Source organism: Thermomonas sp. (genome assembly GCF_023953935.1).
GTDB lineage: Bacteria > Pseudomonadota > Gammaproteobacteria > Xanthomonadales > Xanthomonadaceae > Thermomonas.
Map to the genome: position 1 here is coordinate 440,875 of NZ_JAMLIW010000001.1, position 22,782 is coordinate 463,656.

The 22,782-nt window shown below is 66.6% G+C and carries 18 protein-coding genes; 3 read left to right on the top strand and 15 right to left on the bottom strand.

Translation table 11 applies throughout. From position 1 onward, the window contains the following. Positions 1-61 precede the first annotated feature (61 nt). From putP to rlmE, 5 genes are all read right to left on the bottom strand, one after another. The gene (gene putP / locus M9902_RS01980) at positions 62-1,564 is read right to left on the bottom strand and encodes a sodium/proline symporter PutP (protein WP_297220814.1); all 1,503 of its coding nucleotides are present in this window, start codon (positions 1,562-1,564) and stop codon (positions 62-64) included. Positions 1,565-1,625: 61 nt separating this feature from the next. Beyond that, positions 1,626-2,519: a dihydropteroate synthase gene (gene folP / locus M9902_RS01985; RefSeq protein WP_297220817.1), complete on the bottom strand. Its 894-nt coding sequence runs from the start codon at positions 2,517-2,519 to the stop codon at positions 1,626-1,628. 157 nt (positions 2,520-2,676) lie between these two features. Beyond that, the gene (locus M9902_RS01990) at positions 2,677-4,791 is read right to left on the bottom strand and encodes a hypothetical protein (protein ID WP_297220819.1); all 2,115 of its coding nucleotides are present in this window, start codon (positions 4,789-4,791) and stop codon (positions 2,677-2,679) included. Positions 4,792-4,992: 201 nt separating this feature from the next. After that, on the bottom strand, positions 4,993-6,888 hold the full coding sequence (ftsH, locus tag M9902_RS01995) for an ATP-dependent zinc metalloprotease FtsH (RefSeq protein ID WP_297171049.1): 1,896 nt from the start codon (positions 6,886-6,888) through the stop codon (positions 4,993-4,995). A 30-nt stretch (positions 6,889-6,918) separates the two neighbouring features. Further along, positions 6,919-7,566, bottom strand: a complete 648-nt coding sequence (rlmE, locus tag M9902_RS02000) for a 23S rRNA (uridine(2552)-2'-O)-methyltransferase RlmE (protein WP_297171053.1) — start codon at positions 7,564-7,566, stop codon at positions 6,919-6,921. Between the two features lie 67 nt (positions 7,567-7,633). Between rlmE and yhbY the strand changes: the two genes are divergently transcribed. The 3 genes from yhbY to rnk all read left to right on the top strand — a co-directional run bounded on the left by yhbY (position 7,634) and on the right by rnk (position 8,911). Further along, the gene (gene yhbY / locus M9902_RS02005) at positions 7,634-7,939 is read left to right on the top strand and encodes a ribosome assembly RNA-binding protein YhbY (protein ID WP_297220822.1); all 306 of its coding nucleotides are present in this window, start codon (positions 7,634-7,636) and stop codon (positions 7,937-7,939) included. A 15-nt stretch (positions 7,940-7,954) separates the two neighbouring features. Continuing rightward, a complete protein-coding gene (locus M9902_RS02010) occupies positions 7,955-8,347 on the top strand; it encodes an Mth938-like domain-containing protein (protein ID WP_297220824.1) in 393 nt (130 codons plus the stop codon). 135 nt (positions 8,348-8,482) lie between these two features. Next, complete coding sequence (rnk, locus tag M9902_RS02015; RefSeq protein WP_297220826.1) at positions 8,483-8,911, top strand: nucleoside diphosphate kinase regulator; 429 nt, start codon at positions 8,483-8,485, stop codon at positions 8,909-8,911. A 19-nt stretch (positions 8,912-8,930) separates the two neighbouring features. On the opposite strand, the gene recO is transcribed toward rnk, so the two are convergent. The 10 genes from recO to rpoE form a co-directional block, all read right to left on the bottom strand. Beyond that, positions 8,931-9,656, bottom strand: coding sequence for a DNA repair protein RecO (gene recO, locus M9902_RS02020; protein WP_297220828.1), 726 nt, complete (start codon positions 9,654-9,656; stop codon positions 8,931-8,933). A 168-nt stretch (positions 9,657-9,824) separates the two neighbouring features. Further along, the gene (locus M9902_RS02025; protein ID WP_297220830.1) at positions 9,825-14,270 is read right to left on the bottom strand and encodes a hypothetical protein; all 4,446 of its coding nucleotides are present in this window, start codon (positions 14,268-14,270) and stop codon (positions 9,825-9,827) included. A 223-nt stretch (positions 14,271-14,493) separates the two neighbouring features. Next, positions 14,494-15,414 carry a GTPase Era gene (gene era / locus M9902_RS02030; protein ID WP_297171067.1) on the bottom strand — a complete coding sequence of 307 codons (921 nt, stop codon included), beginning with the start codon at positions 15,412-15,414 and terminating at the stop codon, positions 14,494-14,496. Next, the gene (gene rnc, locus M9902_RS02035) at positions 15,411-16,088 is read right to left on the bottom strand and encodes a ribonuclease III (protein WP_297171069.1); all 678 of its coding nucleotides are present in this window, start codon (positions 16,086-16,088) and stop codon (positions 15,411-15,413) included. The genes era and rnc overlap by 4 nt, the downstream gene beginning before the upstream one ends. Further along, entirely contained in the window at positions 16,075-16,461 is a 387-nt protein-coding gene (locus M9902_RS02040) for a DUF4845 domain-containing protein (protein WP_297171071.1), read from the bottom strand. The genes rnc and M9902_RS02040 overlap by 14 nt, the downstream gene beginning before the upstream one ends. A 112-nt stretch (positions 16,462-16,573) precedes the next feature. Further along, positions 16,574-17,359, bottom strand: coding sequence for a signal peptidase I (lepB, locus tag M9902_RS02045; protein WP_297171113.1), 786 nt, complete (start codon positions 17,357-17,359; stop codon positions 16,574-16,576). 220 nt (positions 17,360-17,579) lie between these two features. Next, complete coding sequence (gene lepA, locus M9902_RS02050) at positions 17,580-19,373, bottom strand: translation elongation factor 4 (protein ID WP_297221015.1); 1,794 nt, start codon at positions 19,371-19,373, stop codon at positions 17,580-17,582. Between the two features lie 160 nt (positions 19,374-19,533). After that, complete coding sequence (locus M9902_RS02055; protein WP_297220833.1) at positions 19,534-21,126, bottom strand: Do family serine endopeptidase; 1,593 nt, start codon at positions 21,124-21,126, stop codon at positions 19,534-19,536. Between the two features lie 86 nt (positions 21,127-21,212). Continuing rightward, positions 21,213-22,130 (bottom strand): sigma-E factor negative regulatory protein, encoded by a 918-nt coding sequence (locus M9902_RS02060; RefSeq protein ID WP_297220835.1) that lies wholly within the window; start codon positions 22,128-22,130, stop codon positions 21,213-21,215. Continuing rightward, complete coding sequence (gene rpoE / locus M9902_RS02065) at positions 22,127-22,744, bottom strand: RNA polymerase sigma factor RpoE (protein ID WP_297171077.1); 618 nt, start codon at positions 22,742-22,744, stop codon at positions 22,127-22,129. The genes M9902_RS02060 and rpoE overlap by 4 nt, the downstream gene beginning before the upstream one ends. Positions 22,745-22,782: the final 38 nt, after the last annotated feature.

The window sequence follows — 22,782 nt, forward strand, 5'->3', positions numbered from 1 at the left end:
GCGCAGGCGTTCGCGCGCGGCGGTCACGCGCCCGTCCCTCGCGGCAACACCCGTGCCATCTTCAATAACCGCTTTCGCGCAGGCAGGCCTGCACCTGCATGTGCCGCACCTGCACCTCACGCGAGGGCGCCGGCGACAGCAGGCTGACCAGGACGATCGCCGCGCAGGCAGCGGCAAAACCCGGAATCATTTCGTACCACCCGCTGTGGTAGATCTCGACCGCCACCAGCTTCCAGGCGATCACGGTGACGGCGCCAACAACCATCCCGGCCAGCGCGCCGGTGCGGGTCATCCGGCCCCAGAACAACGAGAACAGCACCACCGGGCCGAACGCAGCGCCAAAGCCGGCCCAGGCGTAGCTGACCAGGCCGAGCACGCGGCTGTCGGGATCGCGGGCAAGGAAGATCGCCAGCAGCGCGATTGCCAGCACCATCAGCCGCCCCACCCAGACCAGCTCTTTTTCACCTGCATGCTTGCGAATGAACCCGTGGTAGAGATCTTCGGTCAGCGCGCTCGAGCACACCAGCAGCTGGCAGCTCAAGGTACTCATGATCGCGGCGAGGATTGCCGAAAGCAGCACGCCGGCGATCCACGGATTGAACAGCGCTCCGGTGAGCACGATGAACACCCGTTCCGGGTTGACCAGCAGCGGTGCCGCCTGCTCCGGGTGCGCCGCGGCCCAGGGAATCCCGGCCAGGCCCACGGCAATCGCGCCAAACAGGCACAGCACCATCCAGCTCATCCCGATCCGCCGCGCCTGCGGGATGACGCCCAGCGAATCGGCGGCCATGAAGCGGGCCAGGATGTGCGGCTGGCCGAAATAGCCCAGCCCCCAGGCCAGCACCGAAATGACCCCGACCAGGCCACCACCGCCGACCCAGTGCAGCCGCGCCGGGTCGACCAATTCGATCCCGCGCACCGCTTCCGCCGGCCCGCCCACGCTGAGGATCACGATGACCGGCGTCACCAGCAGCGCGAACAGCATCAAGGTGGCCTGCACGGTATCGGTCCAGCTCACCGCCAGGAAGCCACCGATCAAGGTATACAGGATGGTGGCCGCCGCGCCCCACCACAGCGCCTGCGCATAGGGCAACCCGAACACGCTCTCGAACAGGCGCGCGCCGGCGACGATGCCGCTGGCACAGTAGACCGCGAAGAACACCAGGATCACCAGCGCCGACACCACCCGCAGCAGCCGCCCGTCGGCGGCAAACCGCGTGGTGAAGTAGTCCGGCAGGGTCAGCGCATCATCGGTCCGCTCGGTGTAGACCCGCAGCGGGCCGGCGACGAAGCGCCAGTTCAGCCATGCGCCGGCAACCAGCCCGATTGCGATCCATGCCTCCGACACCCCGGTCAGGTAGAGCGCACCGGGCAGGCCCAGCAGCAGCCAACCGCTCATGTCCGAGGCCCCCGCCGACATCGCCGTCACATAGCCGCCCAGCGAACGGCCGCCAAGGATGTAGTCGTCGAGATTGCGGGTGGAACGCCATGCGGCGAAGCCAATGCCGACCATCGCCAGCAGATAGATGCCGAAGGTGATCAGCAGCGGGGTGCTTGCGGTCATGGCGTGGCTCCGGTCGAATCGGCGCACTTTAGCAGCCGTGCGCGCCTTGCCTCGGCCAAGCTCACTCCGGCCAGACGATCGCGGGCGGACCCGCATCCTTGCGCGGAACCGGGACCGCCGCCACCGCATTCCAGACCTTGAGCACATCCACGGTTGCGGCCACGTCATGGGCGCGCAGCAACATCGCCCCGTTCTGCGCGGCGATCAGGTGCGCCGCCGCCGATCCGACCGCACGCTCGGCAGGCATCTTGCGCCCGGTCAACTCCCCGATGCTGCGCTTGCGCGACAGCCCCGCCAGCAGCGGAGTGCCCAGGTCGGTGAAGCGCCGCAACCCGGCCAGCAGCTGCAGGTTGTGCGCGGTGGTCTTGCCGAAACCGAAACCGGGATCGACCACGATGCGCTTGCGGTCAATTCCGGCCATTTCGGCGACGAAAATGCGCTCGGCCAGGAAGCGATGCACTTCGCCCACCACGTCGTCGTAGCGCGGCGCATCCTGCATCGTCCGCGGCTCCCCCAGCATGTGCATCAACACCACCGGCACCCGCAGTTCCGCGGCGGTCTCCAGCGCACCCTCGCGGCGCAGCGCGAACACGTCGTTGATCATGCCCGCGCCGGCGGCAACCGCGGCGCGCATCACCTCGGGCTGGCTGGTGTCGATGCTGATCGGGATCGAAGTCCGCTGCGCCAGCGCCGCGATCACCGGGATGACGCGATGCAGTTCCTCGGCCACCGGAACATCGTCAGCACCGGGCCGCGTGGATGCGCCGCCGATGTCGAGGATGCCCGCGCCTTCTTCCGCGAGTTTCAACCCATGCGCGATCGCCGCGTCCGTGCTGCAGTGCTCACCGCCATCCGCGAACGAATCCGGCGTCACGTTGACGATGCCCATCACCTTCGGCACATCGAGTTTCAGGATGCGGCCGTTGCAGTCGAGTTGGGGAGTGGTATCGAACATGGGGCTCACTGGGCGGTGGACGGGCAATGATCAGCCGATTCTCGCCCGGAATGCCGCTCGGCGGCACGGCGCATTGCAAGCGCAGTTGGTTCGAACCTCGATGCAGCAGCGCACCAGTCAATGCCGGCAAAACCACTGGCGTGATCCGGCACGGCAATCAGCCTGGCATCCCTGATCCACTGACAGGCACCGCCTGCGGTGCCCAGCGCGAATATTTGCCGAGCAATTGCCGGAATCCCGGGCTGTCGCGAATCGGGTCCCAGGCCGGATCCAGCCAGAGCATGCGCGGCGAAGTCGTCAGCCCGACACCGGCGGCCGCCAGCGCCCGTGCCAGCAGCGGCACCGCGAGATCCGCGCGGCCTGCGGCGGCAAAATGCCCGGCGTTGGCGTACAGGAGCCGCGGCCCATCGACGTGGTCATGCGCGGGATCGACCAGCGCCAGCGAACGGTTGATGGCGTCCTGTCCTTCCCGGAAGCGCCCCAGCCCGATCTGCGCGCCGCCCACGTTGCTCCACGCCCAGGCCGACTGGACCGGCGAAGCGACGCGGGTTTTCGGCATGGCTTCGGACAGGGCTTGCAGGTAGCCGGCACGGGCTCCCGCCGCATCGCCATGCAATTGCAGCAGCCGGGCCAGCAACAAGCTTCTATTGAAGTACAGGTCGAAACCACCGCTCGGGAGGGAGCGCAGCTCTGCCAGCGCTTCGTCGTTTCGATGCAGCAGGTACAGCAGATAGACCCGCATTGCCCGCACCAGCGGCGCCTCGCCCTCCAGCCTCGCCAGTGCGGCCTGGGCATCGCCGTTCATCAGGACCCCCGCCATCGCCTCTCGGGCCATGGCATCGGCGTTGTCGGGATCGATCATCCGCGCGCGCCTGGACCAGGTTTGCGCCCCTTCGTAATCCGACACCATCATCAGGGTTTCGCTCAGGGTGCTGATCAAAATGACGTTGCGAGGATCGAGTGCCAGCGCCTGCCGCAGCCGATCCAGCGCCACCTCGATCCGGCCACTCCGACGCTCAATCAGCGCCAGCGCCTCCAGCGCCTGCAGGTCGTTCGGCTGCAAGTCCAGCACAAGCTTGAACGCCGCGGTCGCGGCAACCGGATCATTGCGCCCGAAATACGCGCTGTAGCCCAGGGCCACCTGCGTCATCGGCAGTCGCGGTGCCAAGACCAAGGCTCGCTCGGCGTCCTGGTGCCCCTGCGCGTACAGCGCTTCAGTCGCGGCCTCGCCGCCGATCCTCCCCAGCATGTTCTCGGCGTAGGACTTGCGCGCAAACGCGAGCGCAAATTCCGGATCCCTGGCCACCGCCTGCCCGTACAGCGCAACGGCTTGTCCGAGGCTGTCCTTGTCGAAGTTGATGACGCCGCGATCGAGCAGGAATTCGGCGCGCAGGAACAGGTCATAGGCCTCCCGATCGTGGGTCGGAATCGCCGCGATGCGTTCGGACTCCGCTGGTGACAATCGCGCCCGCAGCGCATCCGCCACCTTCTGCGCCACCTCGCCTTCCATGCCGAAAATATTGTCCAGCGTGCGCTGGTAGCTCTCGCCCCAGATGTGGGTATCGGTCTTGGCATCGATCAATTGGACGTTGATCAGCACGTCGTTGCCGGATTTCTGCACGCTGCCCTCGAGCACCGTCGCCACGCCCAGTTCGGCGGCGACTTGCCGGAGATTTTCCGGGCGGCTGCCGTACTTCATGGTGGAGGTTCGGGAAATGACCTTGAGTTCGCCGATCTCCGAGAGCCGGGTCAGGATCAGGTCCTGCATCCCGCGGGCGAAATAGGCGTTGTCGGCATCCCGGCTGAGGTTGTCGAAAGGCAGCACCGCGATCGAGCGCGGCGACACCTGTATCGGTGCTGCCGTAGCCGCACCTGCGGCCCCGCTGCTTGCGGCCCCACGACTGGTGGCATCGCGGCGCTGCACGAACTGGTTGGTCACCAGCAGCACCACGGCCACCACCAGCACCGCGATGATCCATTTGTCGAGGCGGCGCCCGCGCGCGCCTGCCGCTGGATCGGCCGGATCCAGTTCGCTCTCGCGTTTGAGCCCCTCCGAGGTGAACTCATAGAACCAGGTGAACGCGACCCAGAATGGAAAGCCAATCGCCCCGGCCGCAACGAACCAGCGGGTCACCCAGTCCCCGAATCCGAATACCGGCGCCAGCTGCGCGATCCCCTGCGCCAGCGCCCAGATCGCACCGACGTAGAGCACGGCGGCGCGCGGCACGTTGCGGCGCTTGAGCTCGGCAAACAACCCTGCAGATCGGCCCACGCGGTGCATCCGGTTGCGCTACCGGAACAGTGTCGACGAAAGGCGGACGGCAGCGCAAGACGGACGCAACCACGACGCAACAGACATCGGCGACAGCGCCGCCAGCAGCCGGAATTGCCCTGCCCTTCGGCGCTGCCTGGGCTGCCTTGTCGGCTCACCAGGCCACCGGCACGCTTCAGCCCTGCGCCTCAGCCCTGCGCTTCAAGTCTGCGCTGCCGGCCCGCCGATCGGCGCTGCCGGCGGCGCCGCATCGTGCTTGCCGTTGGTCCGGTTCCAGCCCGCCGGCGGCGGCACCTCGCGTCCGTCCATGATCGCGTCGATCTGCGGCACGTCGATGGTTTCGTATTCCAGCAGGGTCCTGGCCATCGTGTGCAGCTTGTCGAGGTTCTCGGTCAACAGCCGGGTGGCGCGGGCATAGGCACGGTCGAGGATACCGCGCACCACCTCGTCGATCTTGCGCGCGGTCTCGTCGGAAACGCTCTTGTGCTGGGTGACGCTGCGGCCAAGGAACACCTCGTCTTCATCCTCGCCGAAGGTAATCGGGCCGAGTTCGGACAGGCCCCATTTGGTGACCATGTTGCGGGCCATCTTGGTGGCGCGCTCGATGTCATTGGACGCGCCGGTCGTCACCTTGTCTTCACCGAAGATCAACTCCTCGGCCACCCGGCCACCGTACAGCGAGGCCAGCTGGGACTCGATCGCGGTGCGGTTGTAGCTGTACTTGTCGCCTTCCGGCAGGTACATGGTGACGCCCAGCGCACGCCCGCGCGGAATGATCGTCACCTTGTAGACCGGGTCGTGCTCGGGCACCAGGCGGCCGACGATGGCGTGGCCGGCTTCGTGGTAGGCGGTCAGGGTCTTTTCCTGCTCGCTCATCGCCATCGAGCGGCGCTCGGCGCCCATCATGATCTTGTCGCGGGCCTTGTCGAAGTGGTCCATGTGGACGTCCTTCGCGTTCTCGCGGGCGGCGAACAGCGCCGCCTCGTTGCACAGGTTGGCCAGATCCGCGCCGGAGAAGCCCGGCGTGCCGCGCGCGATGGTCATCGGTTCGACATCATCGGCCAGCGGCAGTTTGCGCATGTGGACTTTCAGGATCTGCTCGCGGCCCTTCACATCCGGCAAGCCGACCACCACCTGGCGATCGAAGCGGCCCGGGCGCAGCAGCGCCGGGTCGAGCACGTCGGGGCGGTTGGTGGCGGCTATCACGATCACGCCCTCGCCACCCTCGAAGCCGTCCATCTCGACCAGCAGCTGGTTCAGGGTCTGCTCGCGTTCGTCGTGGCCGCCGCCCAGGCCGGCGCCGCGGTGGCGGCCGACGGCATCGATTTCGTCGATGAAGATGATGCAGGGCGCGTGCTTCTTGCCCTGCTCGAACATGTCACGCACGCGCGAAGCACCCACGCCGACGAACATCTCGACGAAATCCGAGCCGGAAATGCTGAAGAACGGCACCTTGGCCTCGCCGGCGATGGCCTTGGCCAGCAGGGTCTTGCCGGTGCCGGGCGGGCCGACCATCAGCACGCCGCGCGGAATCTTGCCGCCCAGCTTCTGGAAGCGGGTCGGGTCACGCAGGAATTCGACCAGTTCTCCGACCTCTTCCTTGGCCTCGTCGCAGCCGGCGACGTCGGCGAAAGTCACCTTGGTCTGGTCTTCATTGAGCATCTTGGCACGCGAACGGCCGAACGACATCGCGCCCTTGCCGCCGCCCTGCTGCATCTGCCGCATCATGTAGAACCAGAACCCGACCACCAGCGCCAGCGGCAGCACGTTCCACAGCAGCGACCAGATCGAGAACCCCGACTCCGGCGGCGCCTGGTTGATCTCGACCTTGTGTTCGATCAGGTCATTGATCAGATCGCGGTCACGGACCGGCGCGGTGGTGGTGCCTTTTTCGCCGTTGTCGCGCTCGAAGGTGATGCTGCGCTCGTTGCTGGAGATATCGACCTTCTTGATCTGGCCGGCCTCGACGTCGGCGACGAAGTCCGAGTAGACCACCTCGCGGCTGGGCGCCAGCTTGGGCGAAAAGGTCTGGAACACCATCAGCAGCACGGCGGCGACCACCAGCCACATCAGCACGTTTTTCACGAGATCGTTCATGCGTTTCCCGATTCGGCGCGCCTGCGCGCGTCACTTCATCCTGGTCAGTTTACCCGTTGCCAGCGCGTACACCTCGGGCGAGCGCTGGCGCGAGGCGGCCGGCTTGCGGATCGCCACCTTGGCGTAGCGACGCCGCAGTTCACGCACGTATTCGTCAAAGCCGGTGCCCTGGAACAGCTTGATGAGGAAATCGCCGCCCACGCGCAGCTGGCCGTCGGCAAACTCCATCGCCAACTCGGCCAGATGCATCGCACGCGGCTGATCCACGACATCCATGCCACTCTTATTGGGGGCCATGTCGGAAAGCACAAGGTCCACCGGCTGCCCGTCCAGCAGCGCCAGCAGACCGTCAAGCACCGCCTGTTCGCGAAAATCCCCGTGCAGGAAGTCCACCCCCGCCAGCGGCGGCATGGCGAGGATGTCGCTGGCGATCACCCGACCGGGTCGGTTCGGATCCAGCCGGTCCAGCTCACGCCGGACCCACTGCGACCAGCCGCCCGGCGCGGCGCCCAGATCGACCACCACCAGGCCCGGCTTGAGCAGGCGGTCGCGCTCGATCAGCTCCTCCAGCTTGTACACGGCGCGCGAGCGCATGCCTTCGGCCTGCGCCTTTTTCACGAAGGGGTCGGAAAAATGCTCCTTGAGCCAGCGCTGGCTGGATTTGCTGCGGGTGGCCATGGCCGGGCGACGCGGACGAAGACGGGGTCATGTTAACCTGCGCTTCCTGAATCCACTGCCGTGACGCATGCCAACCCAGTTGACCAACGCCCAGATCCGCTTCCTGCGCGGCCAGGCGCATGGTCTCAAGGCCATCTTGCAGGTGGGGGCCAAGGGCATCACCGACGCGCTGGCGGCCGAGGTCGATGGTGCGCTCGAACACCACGAGCTGATCAAGGTGAAAGTCGCCGCCGAAGACCGCGACCAGCGCGACGCATTGATTGATGCCCTGGTCGGACGCAGCCGTGCGGCACTGGTACAGCGGATCGGCCATACCGCAGTGCTCTATCGGCAATCCAGCGAGAAACGCCACATCGTGCTGCCGCGGGCCTGATCGAAGTCCAATACCATGCAACTGAGCTTCGAACGTCCGGATTACCAGTACGCCTTGCGCAGCGCGGGTGCCACGGGTGCGCGGGTCAACGCGCGCTGGCTGAGCACCAGCTTCGCCATTGCCCCGGACACCTTGATCGAAGACTGGTCGGTGGACGGCGCCACGTCGATGCAGGCGTCCGACCTGGACGCGCTGCTGGCACTCGCCCCGGAACTGGTCCTGCTTGGCACCGGGGCCACCCAGGTCTTTCCACCGGCCGCCGTGCTGGCCGCCTGCCTGCAGCGCGGAATCGGAATCGAGGTCATGGCCAACGCCGCCGCCGCCCGGACCTATGCCATCCTCGCCAGCGAAGGCCGCCGCGTGGTCGCCGGCTTCCTGTTCCCCCCAGAGCGTCCGCCTGTCCGCTGACGGCCGCTTGAACAAAGAGCGCCGCGATGGTTGCCGACGGCGCGTTTCGTGGCTAATGTTCCACATGAACAAGACATTCCCGCGGGCGACGCGCCAGCCGCGCCGCCCGTGCTGCTTTGCAGGAGCCAAATTTCAATGAGCACATCCAACAAGCGTCCACCCTTGCTGCTGTCCCGCCTCGACGTCGAGCGGATCGAAGCCCTGCTGGACAGCCCGCAGTACCGCAGTCTGAATACCGCGGCGCTACGCGACGAGCTCGAGCGCGCCGAGCTGGCGGAACCCGGCGCGCTGCCGGCCGATCTGATCACCATGAACACCACCGCCCTGGTCAAGGTGGTCGACGGCGAGCAGGACGCGCACCAGTACGAATTGACCTTGGTCTACCCGCGCGATTCCGACGGCAGCGGCGAGAAGGTCTCGATCCTGGCCCCGGTCGGCAGCGCCCTGCTCGGCCTGCGGGTGGGCGACAGCATCGACTGGCCAATGCCGGGTGGCCGCAGCGCGCGCCTGCACGTGCTGGCGGTGCGCTACCAGCCGGAAGCGGCGGGCGAATTGCACCGCTGAATTCGGCTCAAAGCCACAGTCAGCGCGTTTCGAGCCTGCCCAGCTCTGCCAGCAGATCCCACGACTTCAGCCCGCGTCCGCCGAGGTGGTGCAGCAGCACCGCCCGCAGCGGCAGCCGCAGGCTCGCCACATCATCCGCAGGCGGCTGCGTGTCCGCGGCCAGGGCCAGCAGTGCCAGCCCGGTGGCACCACTGCGCCAGGCGCCGGAACGCTCGCCGTCCAGACGCCGCGGACCGTACTCGGGATCGATCCGGTAGCGCGCCGCCGGGTCGATCGGCTCGCCATTCCCGGCGGTTGCATACCCTGGGCCGACCCCCAGCGCATCAAGCAGGTCGCGCTCGAAGCGGCGCAGGCTCCAGGCCAGCATTTCGCCTGAATGCAGGCGCTTGCGCACCCTGGCGTAAGCGGAATGCAGCTCCGGCTGCGGGGCCTGCCGCGGGACCAGCCGCAGGCACAGCTCATTGACGTAGAAACCAGCCAGTGCCGCTTCACCCGGCATCTGCGGTGCCGCGTCCACCGCTTCGGCCGTGGTCAGCTGCGCCAACTCGCCCTTTTGTACCGCATCGAACCGGATCGACTGCAAGGGCTGCAGGGCAGCACGGAGCGCGTGCCGCTTCGGGCCCTGCACGCCCCGTGCCACCAGCCCGACCCGGCCGTGCGTCGCGCTGAGCACCTCGACCAGCAGGCTGGTCTCGCGCCAGCGACGGGCGTGCAAGACGAAGGCGGGTTCTTGCTGGTAGCGCATGGGGCCATTGTAGGTGCCATGGGTGGAGGCAGCTCACGTCACTGACGCTGGTGAAAAGTACCGGAACTGCGATGAGGTTTGTGCATGCTGAGGCGTTGTTCTCCCGAACTCACAAACAAAAAGGCCCGGCATTGCCGGGCCTTTCTGCATTGCGATGGAACGGTTGGATTACCAGGAGTAGCGGAACGAGGCCTGGCCGCCCAGCACGCTGTCGTAGCTGCCACCGTCGGTCCAGTTGCCGCCGATCGTGAAGCCGAACCCGCCGCGCTCCACGCCCACGCCAAACTCGGCCATGAACGCGCTGCCGTTCACCCACGTGTCACCGTGGAACACCCCGCCAATGGTGTACTCGCTCGCACCGCGCGAGTTGTGCACCCAGTTCAGCGAGCCGTACGGCGTCCAGCGGAAGTCACCGCTCTCGATCTGCGTGTTGAAGTCCACGCCCACCCGACCGCGGTTGTAGTGACCGCCGCCCAGCACCAGATTCGCATACTGGCCATGGTAGGCGTCGATCTCATCCACCTGCGTCCAGGTGTACTGGATCTGCGGCACGATGTTGATGTTGCCCACCTTGAACTCGTAGCCGCCTTCCAGGCTCACCGCGTTGGTGTGCACGCGCGACTGCAGGACGCCGCCGACCGAGGTCGAGTACACGTCCGCCGCCATCTTCCGCGCCGTCAGGTCCACGTACCAGCCATTGGGCACATACCAGGTCAGGTACATGCCGAAGGTCATGCCGTCCATCCGGTTGGTGCCCACGCCCGGGTTGTCCAGACGCTGGCGCGAGTCCGCGTTGCCCAGCACCACGCCCGCGTGCAGGTTGCTCCACAGGTTCGCGTTCACGCCCACCTCGGTGCCCCAGCTCGCCTGACGGTAGTCGAAGTTCCCGCCCTGGCCGAAGTTGTGCGCGTTGTGGCCCGGGTTCACGTCGCCGGTCTCGGTGTAGTAGCGCACGTACGCGCTCATCACCTTGCCCGCGTCGCCGTACGGGTTCACGCCCAGACGCTGGCGGAACGTGCCCACCTGCGCGTTCATGAAGTTCGCCGCACCCTGCGCCGTCAGCGCCGCGATCGAACCGGTGTCGTTCAGGCCGTTCACGTCCAGATTGATCGAGAACACGTCATCCACCGTGTTGGTGGCGTCGATCGCGCTGCTGATCGTCAGGTCCACGTCGATGAAGTTCAGCGGGTAGTTGTAGTTCAGCAGGGTGCCCGGGGCGAAGTTGCTCGCCACCGAGTTGCCGGTGATCCACGCAAACGGGATCGTCATGTGCTGGGTGATCGGGAACATCGGGAAGTTCACGTTCACCGTCTGCACCGCGTTTGCCGTCATGTCACCGATCACGTACAGGCTGTCCGCCGTCAGCGCCACCTGGTTCACGTCGATGTTCAGCGAACCCACGCCGCCCAGCACCGGACCCACGGTCAGGGCGTCGTTCACGTGGTTGTCCACCATGTCGATGGTGCCGTTGTTGGTCACCGTGCCGTTCACGCCCGCATCGATGTAGTTGAACAGGCCGTTGGCGAACACCGTGCCGCCGTTCACGAACGCATTGATGCCCGCACCCATGGCGATCGTGCCCGTGTTCAGGTGAACTTCGCCGCCGGCCACGGTGAGGAACGTGTCATCGCCGTCGCCGAAGCCGATCGCCGCCTGGCTGACGATGACATCGCCCGCGTTGCGCAGGTAGTCATTGCCCAGACCGAAGTCGCTGGTGTAGGTGCCGCTGGCATCCCACACGCCGGTCGCGTTGTTGTAGAACGCATCGTCGCCGTCGAACAGATTGATCGCGCCGGTGATCGTGCCGCTGTTGTTGATGGTGTTGATCACGTTCGAGCCGTACACCGCCCAAGCCTGACCGTCCGGACCGAACGCCTGGATGGTGCCGCCGGCCGCGTTGTTCAGCGTGCTGGTGCCCAGCGGGGCTTCCATCTTGACCGCCGCCGCGAAGGTGCCAAGCACGTCCATCGTCGCCGTGATGTCGCCGCTGTTGTTCACCACCACGTCGCCAACGGCCGAGTAGGCGTTGACGCCGTAGGCGTAGTTGTAGGCCGAGACCGCGATGTTGCCGCCGTTGCTCACCGTGGTGTCGCCGCCGGCCGAACGCGCGTCGATGCCGTAGGAAACGAAGTAGGAGCTCGCCGTGATGTCGCCGCTGCTGGTCACGGTGGTGCCGCCGGCGCCGGTCGAACTGGCGAAGATGCCGTTGCCGTACTTGGCGCCACCGTCAGCGGTGATGGTGCCGCTGTTGTCGACCACCACCGTATCGCCCAGCGCCACGATGCCGTAGGCCTTGTCGCCGTACAGCGGCGCCGTCGATGCCGGGAAGCTCGTCGCCGTGATGTCGCCGGCGTTGGTGACGGTCGTCGTCCCCGTCGGCGCATTGGCGAAGATGCCGAACGCATACTTGCCGCCCGATTCGGCCAGGATGTCGCCGCTCGCCGCATTGGTCACGGTGACGTCGCCCACGCCCGCGTAGGCCGCGATGCCGTACGCGCGGCCCGCATCGCTGTGCGCGGTGATGCCGCCGGAGTTGCCCACGGTGACGTTGCCCATCACGGAGTACGCATCCACGCCGTGGCTGTAATACCCCGTTGCAAGCACGGTGCCGCTGTTGGTCACCGCGACGTCGCCGGCGGCCTGCGCCCAGATGGCCTTCGCGTAGTTGTTGGCCGAGGTGGCGGTGATCGCGCCGCTGTTGCTCACCGTGGCGTTGCCCGCCGCGGCAAAGGCGTCGATGCCGATCGCGTAGTAAGCGCCGATGCCAAGGTAAGTGCTGGTGGCGTCGATGGTGCCGGCGTTGGTGACGATGGCATCGCCGTCCGCCGAGTTCGCCAGAATGCCCAGACCCTGGTAGTAGGCCGTGCTGTCGATGCTGCCGGTGGCGGTGTTGGTGACGGTGACGTCGCCGTAGCCAGCGGCGCGGACGCCGTAGGAATAGTAATAGCCGGTCGCGGTGATGGCGCCCGAGTTGGTGACGTTCACGGTGCCGACAGCGCCAAGCAGACCATTGAGCGTGTCGACGCCGAAGGCGTTGTCGGCCGTCACGGTGATGGCGCCGCTGTTGGTGACATCCACGGTGCCGGCGAGGGTGTTGACCACCGCGTACAGGCCGATGGCTTCGCCACCGACGCCGTTGACGCTGACGTTGATGGCGCCGCTGTTGTCGATCGCGGCGCTGTCCACGCCGTAGACCTGGATGCCGCCGCCGAACATGCCGCCGGTGTTGCTGGTGGCGGTGATCGCGCCCGAGTTGGTCACGCTGACGTCGGTGCCGTAGGCGAAGATGCCTTCAACCAGACCGCCGCCCAGCGAGTTGACGGTGATCGCGCCGCTGTTGTCCACCGTCGCGTCGGTGGCCGCCGAGGCGTAAATGCCCAGCGCGCTGCCGGCCGCGCCAGTCTCCGCGCTCAGCGCGCCGGAGTTGGTGATCGTCACCTCGTCAAGCAGGCTGTAGCCGTGGATCGCGGTGGCGTCGCCGCCGAGGCTGTAGGAATCGATGTCACCGCTGTTGTCGATGACGACCGTGGCCGCGACCGAGTAGGCAAAGATGCCTTGCGAGACGCCGCCAAATGCGTAGGTATCGATCGCGCCGCTGTTGGTGACGCTGACCGCGCCGTCGGCATAGGCGTAGATACCTTGGGTGTAACTGAAGGCGTTCGTGCTGATCGTCGCATCGTTGGTGATCGTCGTGGCACCCGCATAGGACACGGCATTCAGCCCTACCGCTGGCCCAAACAGGCTGAACGCATCGATCGCGCCGTGGTTTTCGATGGAGACGTCACCCGTGCCTAGCGCATACAGACCGGCCCCGAGGGTCAACCCGTTCACCGTGATATCACCGGTATTGGTGATGAAGGTGTCGCCATCGCTCTTCGACTTGATCCCCATGGCGACCAAGCTACTGCTGGTAGCCGTGATGTCGCCATCGTTGGTGACCGTGACGCCGCCGGCACCACTGTTCAGGTGCATCCCGTACGCCCAGTTGACCGCAGTGGCACTGATATCACCGTCGTTGTCGACCGTGATTGAACCGTTGGCCGCCTTGCCGACGATGCCGACGGCCCAGCCAGCGCCGGTATTAACGGTGGTGAGATCCGAGACGTTGGTGATGCTCAGATCCGCGTAGGCATCGGCGAAAATGTTGTACGCACTGCCCGAGGTGGAATTGGCGGTCAGATTCGACCCCGCACCGTTGGTGATGGTGACATCGCCCGGCTGGGTGCCGGACGGGCCAGTGCTGATGGCCTGAATATTGATCGACCAGGCGCCGCTGTCGGTAATCGGGCTGCCATCGGGGTTGTTGATCACGATGTCACCCGGCTGGACGACCGGCGGAATCGCGGACGGATTGACCGTTGCCACCACGCCCTGCTGCTGCGGCACCAGCGACAGATCCTGCACCGCCGCAAAATCGATCGCCGCGCGTTGCAGCAGCAGCGCATGCGCCACCGGCACCTTGTGCGTGGCGGCCGCGGCGGTGCCGCTGGTGGCGCCCAGCGCCAGGGTCAGCGCCGAGGCGGCCAGCACCGAGCGCACGGCGCGGGCCATGGCTGACTGCTTGATGGTGCGGGTGTGAGCGTTCGTGCGCGTGACGTTCCGAATGTCGTTCATGTGACGCCTAATCTCCATTTTGGATGTGTTACTGCTGAAGTGGTGCTGTTGAATTGAATCCGTGACGCACTTGATGAACGAAGTGGACTTCCGCCATGGAGTTACCCCCGAAGAAGGAGTATGTGAAGGTAATGTTAAATGCAAACGCGCCCGAGAGCCAGAACCGAATAAACCCTTCAAAACTGAATACGTAGCCTATTAAGCAAGACTTCCAGACCTCGGCTCAGTCGCGATATCCCAGCGTGCGCAGCGCGGCCTCGTCATCGCTCCAGCCCGCTCGCACGCGTACCCAGGTCTGCAGGAACACCTTGGCGTCGAACAGCCGCTCCATCTGCTCACGGGCGCGGCGGCCGATTTCGCGCAGGCGTTCGCCGCCCTTGCCGATCACGATCGCCTTCTGGCCATCGCGTTCGACCCAGATCACCGCGTCGATTCGATACAGCACCCCGGACTTGGGTGATGGTTCTTCCTCGAACTTTTCCACCTCGACCGTGGTGGCATAAGGCAGCTCGGCACCAAGCTGGCGCATCAGCTGTTCGCGCAGCAGCTCGCCGGCCAGAAAACGCTGGCTCTTGTCGGTGATCTCGTCCACCCCGAAAGCAGGCTCGCCTTCGGGCATCAGCCCCAGCAGGGTCTTCACCAGGTCATCAAGACCAATGCGCTTGAGTGCCGAAACCGGGTGCACGGCAACGAATGCCCGATCCCGCGTCACCTCGGCCAGAAACGGCAGCAGCGCCGCCTTGTCCTTTGCCTTGTCCACTTGATTGACCGCCAGCACCACCGGCAGCCCGGCGCTGCGCAGGGCGTCGAACGCCAGCGCATCCTCGTCGTCCCAGCGCCCGGCCTCGATCACCAGCAGCGCCGCATCCACGCCCTCCAGCGCGCCGCGCGCCGCCCGGTTCATCATCCGGTGCATGGCCTTGCCGGAGCGCTTGCCCTGCTCGCCGTGGATGCCGGGCGTGTCGACCAGCTGCAGCTGGCCGCCCGGAAACGTGGCGATGCCCAGCAGCCGGTGGCGGGTGGTCTGCGGACGGTTCGAGGTGATACTGATCTTGGCGCCGACCAGCGCATTGACCAGGGTGGACTTGCCGACGTTGGGGCGGCCGATGACCGCGACCGCGCCGCTGCGCGGGGAGTTGCTCATGCTTCGATGTCCTTGAGGGCGGCTTCAGCCGCCTGTTGTTCCGCCGCTCGCCTCGAACTGCCTTCGCCGTAGGTGAGAATCCCGGGCTGGGCCAGGGTGCAGCTGACGCGGAACACCCGCGCGTGATCTTCGCCGCGTTCTTCCAGCAGGGTATAGGCCGGCAGCGGCTGCTGGCGCGCCTGCAGCCATTCCTGCAGGCGGGTCTTGGCATCCTTGCCCACTTTGTTCGGCGGCGGCAGCGCCGCCAGCAGCGGCGCGAACCAGGGCAACACCGCCGCCCGACAGGCCTCGAATCCGGCATCGAGGAAAATCGCCGCAACCATCGCCTCGACCGCATCGGCGAGGATCGAATCCCGGTGCCGACCACCGGACTTCATTTCGCCCGGTCCGAGCACCAGCAGATCCCCCAACTGCAGCATCCGGGCAATCCCGGCCAGCGCCGACTCGCGCACCAGCTCGGCGCGCGCCCGGGTCAGCGCGCCCTCATCGGCCTTGGGCCAGTGCCGGTACAGCGCATCGGCCATGAAGTGATTGACCAGCGAATCGCCGAGGAATTCGAGCCGCTCGTTGTGCGGGCTGCCGGCACTGCGGTGGGTCAGCGCCTGCGCAAGCAGCGCCGGATCCGAAAATCGATACCCGGCGAATGCTTCACGCAGCGGATCACTCCGCGCCACTGCCACCCGGCAGCAGCTGTTCGGCGTGGAATTTGCCGACGATGTCAAGATTCAGGAACAGCGGTTCACGCCGCTCGTAATCCACCACCATCATCCTGCCGTTGTCGTTTCGTTCGAATTTGAGCGCGCCCTTCTGCGACCGCACATATTCGGCATAGCTCATGTTCAGGCGGCGATCGAAAAAGACCCGGATCTGGTCCTTTGAAGCCGTTGCCTGATCACTGGACGAAGCAATGCCCTTGAGCGCCGATTTGACCGAATAGAATTCGATGTACATCGGAACGATCTTCATCCCGCAGTAGAGAAAAAAGATCACCAGGCACAGGGTCATCAAAAACCCCGACATCGACAAACCGCTCTGCATTCGCCTCATGGGTGAACCCTCCGTCAATTGCCTCCCCGGCTGCCGGGGTCGAGCATGTGGGCGATTGTGCACGTTTCCGGGCCAATCAGGCAAAACCCGGCGCGCCCCGCCCCGGCCAGGATCAGGGGATGCGGGCGCCGATCCGCGACCAGTCGACCTTGCGCTGGGCACTGAAATCCACGTTCAGCCAGATGATCATGGCCTTGCCGCGCAGGTTGGCCTCCGGCAGGAAGCCCCAGAAACGGCTGTCCTCGCTGTTGCCGCGATTGTCGCCCATCACGAAATACTGCCCTTCCGGCACCGTCCAGGAACCCTCGCCGATGCTGTCCACCCGCTCCAGCACGTGGTGCGGATGACCGGGAAGCTGCTCGGTCAGCAGGGTGTCGCCGGTTTCGACGCTACCCTGGCCCACGCCGGTATAGATGCCGTCCACCCGATACGGCAGCTCGCGCCCGTTGATGCTGACCTTGTGCTCACGGTAGGAAATCACGTCCCCGGGCAGGCCGATCACGCGCTTGATCCAGTCCTCACGCGGGTGGCCCGGCGGCCGGAACACCACGACCTCGCCACGCTTCGGCTCGCCGATGGACAGGAACTTGTGGTTGTTGATCGGCAGCCGCAGGCCGTAGGAAAACTTGTTGACGAGGATGAAATCGCCGACCAGCAGGGTCGGCATCATCGAGCCGGAGGGGATCCGGAACGGCTCGGCGACGAAGCTGCGCAGACCCAGCACCAGCGCCAGCACCGGGAAGAAGGCCTTGGAGTAGTCGACCAGCGGCGGGTCCTTGGGTGGCTCCTCCCCGATCGCCTCGGCCAGCCGGCGCTTGGCGAAGAACAGCCTGTCGATCAACCAGATCAGTCCGGTCAGGAGGGTCGCCAGCACCAGGATCGTTTCGAACCACACCATCATGCGTTTGTCTCCAGATAGCCTTGCGGTGCCTCTGCGTTGCGCTCAATCCCCTGTGGGAGCACGCCGAAGGGGTGCGAGCTGCCACACATATCATCGCGCCCCTTCGGTGCGCGCCTGCATACCTCATCACGCCCCTGCGGCGGACGTCCAATTCCCTGTGGGAGCACACCGCAGGGGTGCGACATGCCACATATCATCGCGCCCCTTCGGTGCGCTCCTACTTGTCGTCTACTTGCAGCACGGCGAGGAAGGCTTCCTGCGGGATCTCGACGCGACCCACCATCTTCATCCGCTTCTTGCCTTCCTTCTGTTTCTCCAGCAACTTCTTCTTGCGGGTGGCGTCGCCGCCATAGCACTTGGCCAGCACGTTCTTGCGCAGCGCCTTGACCGTGGTGCGGGCGATGATCTGGCCGCCGATCGCGGCCTGGATCGCGACGTCGAACATCTGCCGCGGGATCAGTTCCTTCATCTTCTCGCACAGCTCGCGCCCGCGGCGGTCGGCGTGGCTGCGATGCACGATGATCGACAGTGCATCGACGCGATCGCCGTTGATCAGGGTATCCACGCGCACGAACGGGCCGGCGTCGAAGCGCAGGAAGTGGTAGTCCAGCGAGGCATAGCCTCGGCTGGCGGATTTGAGCTTGTCGAAGAAATCCAGCACCACCTCGGCCATCGGCAGCTCGTAGCTGATCTGCACCTGGCTCGCCATGTAGGTGATGCCCACCTGCACGCCGCGCTTGTCTTCGCACAGCTTGATGATGCCGCCGACATAATCGGGCGGGGTGAGGATGTTGGCGCGGATGATCGGCTCGCGCACTTCCTCGACCTGGTTGACCGGCGGCAGCTTGGCCGGGTTGTCCATGTCGACGATGCTGCCGTCGGTCTTGAGCACTTCATAGACGACGGTCGGCGCGGTGGTGACGAGATTGAGGTTGTATTCGCGCTCCAGCCGCTCCTGCACGATTTCCATGTGCAGCATGCCGAGGAAGCCGCAGCGGAAACCGAAGCCCATCGCCTCGGACGACTCCGGTTCGAAGCGCAGCGCGGCATCGTTCAGGCGCAGCTTGTCCAGCGCTTCGCGCAGGTCAGGAAAATCCTCGGCATCGACCGGGAACAGGCCGGCGAACACGCGCGGCTGCATTTCCTGGAAGCCGGGCAGCGGATGCGGCGCGGGGTCACCGGCCAGGGTCAGCGTGTCGCCCACCGGCGCGCCGTGCACGTCCTTGATGCTGGCGGTGATCCAGCCCACTTCGCCGGCTTTGAGCGCCGGCATCACCTTGCGCTTGGGCGTGAACACGCCCACCGCATCCACCTGGTGGGTGCGGCCGGTGCTCATCACCAGCATCTTGGCACCGGGCTTGAGCTCGCCTTGCATCACCCGCACCAGCGACACCACGCCGAGGTAGTTGTCGAACCAGGAATCGATGATCAGCGCCTGCAGCTTGTCGGTGTCGCGCGGCGCAGGCGGCGGGATGCGCTGGACGATGGCTTCCAGCACTTCCTCCACGTTGAGACCGGTCTTGGCGGAAATGGCGACTGCATCACTGGCATCGATGCCGATCACGGCCTCGATTTCTTCCTTCACCTTGTCGATGTCGGCGGTGGGCAGGTCAATCTTGTTGAGCACCGGCACCACTTCCAGCCCCTGCTCCACCGCGGTGTAGCAATTGGCGACCGATTGCGCTTCCACGCCCTGGGCGGCATCCACCACCAGCAGCGCGCCTTCGCAGGCGGCCAGCGAACGGCTGACCTCGTAGCTGAAGTCGACGTGGCCGGGGGTGTCGATGAAGTTCAGGTAGTAGGTCACGCCGTCGCGCGCGGTGTACGGCAAGGAGACCGACTGCGCCTTGATGGTGATGCCGCGCTCGCGCTCGATCGGGTTGTTGTCGAGCACCTGCGATTCCATCTCGCGCGCGGTCAGGCCACCACAGATCTGGATGATGCGGTCGGCCAGGGTCGACTTGCCGTGGTCGACGTGGGCGATGATGGAGAAGTTGCGGATGAACCGCATCGGGTCGTGCTGCATGGCGGCGTTTCGATGCGGCCGTGGATGCGGCAGCCTGTGCGGAGTCAAGCCGGCGATTATCGCACAGCGGCGCAATCCGACTGCATGGCGGGGGCCGCCCCCCGACAGCCCGGCCCCACCGGTCGCGCCGCCGCGCACAATCGAATCAGCCCTGCTCCTGATCCACCGCCAGGTACTGGCTGGCACCGTTGCGCTGGACCAGCAGCATCACCGGCTTGGCGCTGGAGGCGTTGCGCAGCTGTTCGTCCAGCGCACGCGGGCTGCCGACATCGGTGCGCCCGACCGCCAGGATCACGTCGCCCGGCCGCAGGCCGGCGGCGCGCGCCGAACGGCCTTCGACGCCGGCCACCAGCACACCCTCGCCCGGCTGCAGGCCCAGCCGACTGCGCTGGGCGGTGTCCAACTCCCGGCTGAGGATGCCAAAGCGGTTGCCCGGCGCGGCCGCAGGCGCGGAACGGTTGGAGGGCGCATCGCGATCACCCGCGGCCGCCGTCTCGCCGCCCAGCGCCCCGAGGGTGGCCGTGAGCGTCATCGGTTTGCCTTCGCGCACGACTTCCAGCGAAACCCGCGCACCCGGCGCCATCGCGCCGATGATCGGCGGCAGGTCGCTGGCGTCATAGACCGGCTGGCCGTTGACGCTGCGCACCACGTCCTGGCGCTGGACGCCGGCGCGGGCGGCGGCGCTGTCCGGCTCGACGCCAGCCACCAGCGCGCCCGCCGGGTTGTCGCCCAGGCCCAGCGCCCGGGCGGCATCGCGGCTGATCGGCTGGATCTGGATCCCGAGCTGGCCGCGCACCACCCGCCCGGTGGCCTTGAGCTGGTTGACCGCGTTCATCGCCGTGTCGATCGGAATGGCAAAGCTCACGCCCATGTAGCCGCCGGAATTGCTGAAGATCTGCGAATTGATGCCGACCACCTGGCCACGGGTATCCAGCAGCGGGCCGCCGGAATTGCCGCGGTTGATCGCCACGTCGGTCTGGATGAAAGGCACGTAGCGCTGGTCGGAATACGGATTGGCACGCCCGACCGCGCTGACGATGCCGGCCGTCACCGAATGGTCGAAGCCGAACGGCGAGCCGATCGCCACCACCCACTGCCCGGGCTTGAGCCCGGATGACTGCCCGATCCGCACGGTCGGCAGATCCTTGGCGTCCACCTTGAGCAGGGCGATGTCGGACTGCTCGTCGCTGCCCACGATCCGCGCGGTGAGCTCGCGGCGATCGGCAAGGCGGATGCGCACGCTGTCGGCGCCATCGATGACGTGGCGATTGGTCAGCACGTACCCGTCGCTGGAAATGATGAAGCCGGTGCCCAGCGAGGTGCCGCGCGGGCGCTCGCTCGGCTGGCCGGGCTCCATGCCGGGGCCGAAGAAACGGCGGAAGATTTCCGGCACGCCTTCCATTCCCTCATCGCCACCGTCCTCCCCCTCGATGCGCTGGCCGTTGGGGGAACTGCGCTGGCCCGGCTGCTGCTGGCGGGTGCGTTCGGCGCGCGGCGCGCCGCCCACCTCGGCCTGCACGCTCACCACCGCCGGGCCGACCTGCGCGACCAGCGCGGTGAAGTCCGGCAATCCGGGAACCAGCTGCGGCGGCGGCGTTGCCGTTGGTGCGTTGGCCACGGCCGCCGGCGGGGTTTGCGCATTGGCGCTGGTCTGGCCGCTGCAGGCGCCGATGCCGGCGACGGCCAGCGCCACCGCAAGGGCCAGGGGACGCAGCGCGGATTGGGTGTGCTCACGCATGGGGGATGACTCCTCGGGATTGCGGGATCTGGGAATTGCGGAGATCGCGACGAGGGCAGGCGCCCAAGGCGACGAAGTGGGATGCTTCAAGGCTGGACGCCGGCCGGAACCACCGTCTTGGCCTTGTCCTCGGCGGCGGAGTCGGATTGATCCTGCGGTTGGACCGACGGCTCCGCGGCGGGCTCTGTCACCTTCAGCAACCTGGGCGGCTGGGCAAACGTGGACGAAGCGCGGAAGCTGTCGGCATCGGCGCTACGCGCCGGCAACTCGCCCAGACCCACGGTCAGGCCGGCAGTGCCGTACTGGGGAAGCACCGAGCGCGGCCAAGGTCGCGCGGAAATCTCGGCAGCCGGCGGTGCGGCAACGGCGAACTCCATTGCCACAGCCCGGTTCGCACGCGCAGGCGCGATTGCTTCCAATCCGGCGCCTTCACCCTGCGTCTTGCGTCGGTTGGCGCGGGTTGCGGAAGTGGCGGCGGCAAGACTGGCCGCGGCTTCAAAAGCCGCCGGCGGCAGGGTGTCGGATGAGGATGGCTGCTGCGGCGCGGGGGCGCCGGCCGGATGCGCGGGCACGGCAGGCTCCGCGTCGCGAACGGCGACGGCGGGCGCGGAATGCGGTGCACCGGATTCACCGGTGGGCAGGCCGAGGATCGCCAGCGTCGCCAGCGCCGCTGCCAATGCGGCACCGCCGCCCCAGCGCCGGCGCTGCGAGGCGCGCGCCGATGCCCGCGCCGCCGCATCCAATGGGGCATCTTCCTGGATCGCGATCGCCACCCGACTGGCGAAATCCGCCGGCAGGCAACGCCCCGGCGCGATTCCGCGCATGGCATCGGCTGCGGTGCGCCAGCGCCCCCAGCAGCCGGCCAGCGCCGCATCGTGTTGCAGGCGACGCAACAGGAAGCGGGTCTGGTCTTCCGGCAAGGCCCCATCCATCAGCGCGGACAGTTGTTCGCGGCTGCACAGTTGGGTGAGATCATTGCAATGGCGGTCGGTATCGTGATTCATGCGCGGGAACGCTTGGGCAGTTCGTCGTGGTCCAGCAGGGGCCGCATGCGGGCGTCGATCGCGTCGCGTGCGCGGAAGATGCGCGAGCGCACCGTTCCGATCGGGCAGTCCATGCGCTGCGCGATCTCTTCGTAGCTCAATCCCTCGACTTCACGAAGGGTGATCGCATCACGCAGGTCCTGCGGCAACTCTTCGACCGCGGCCAGCACGGTTTGTTCCAGCTGCTGACGCATCAGTTCGCGCTCGGGGGTGTCGTTGTCGCGCAGGCGCAGGCCGGATTCGAACTGTTCGGCATCCTCCAGCTCGATCGCATCGGTCGGCGGCCGCCGGCTGCTGGCCGCCAGATGGTTCTTGGCCGTATTCACTGCAATCCGGTGCAGCCAGGTCGAAAACAGCGCATCACCGCGGAAGCCACCGATCGCACGGTAGGCGCGGATGAAGGTGTCCTGGGTGACATCCTGCACTTCGGCCCAGTCGCGCACGTAGCGCGAGATCAGCGCCGCCACCCGATTCTGGTACTTGCGCACGAGCAGATCGAACGCGGCCGAGTCGCCGCGCTGCACGCGCGCCACCAGATCCTGATCCAGCGCTTGCGACACCCGATCCTCCGCCATTGCCCGCGGCCCCCGTTGGGCCCGGCTGCACACCGGAC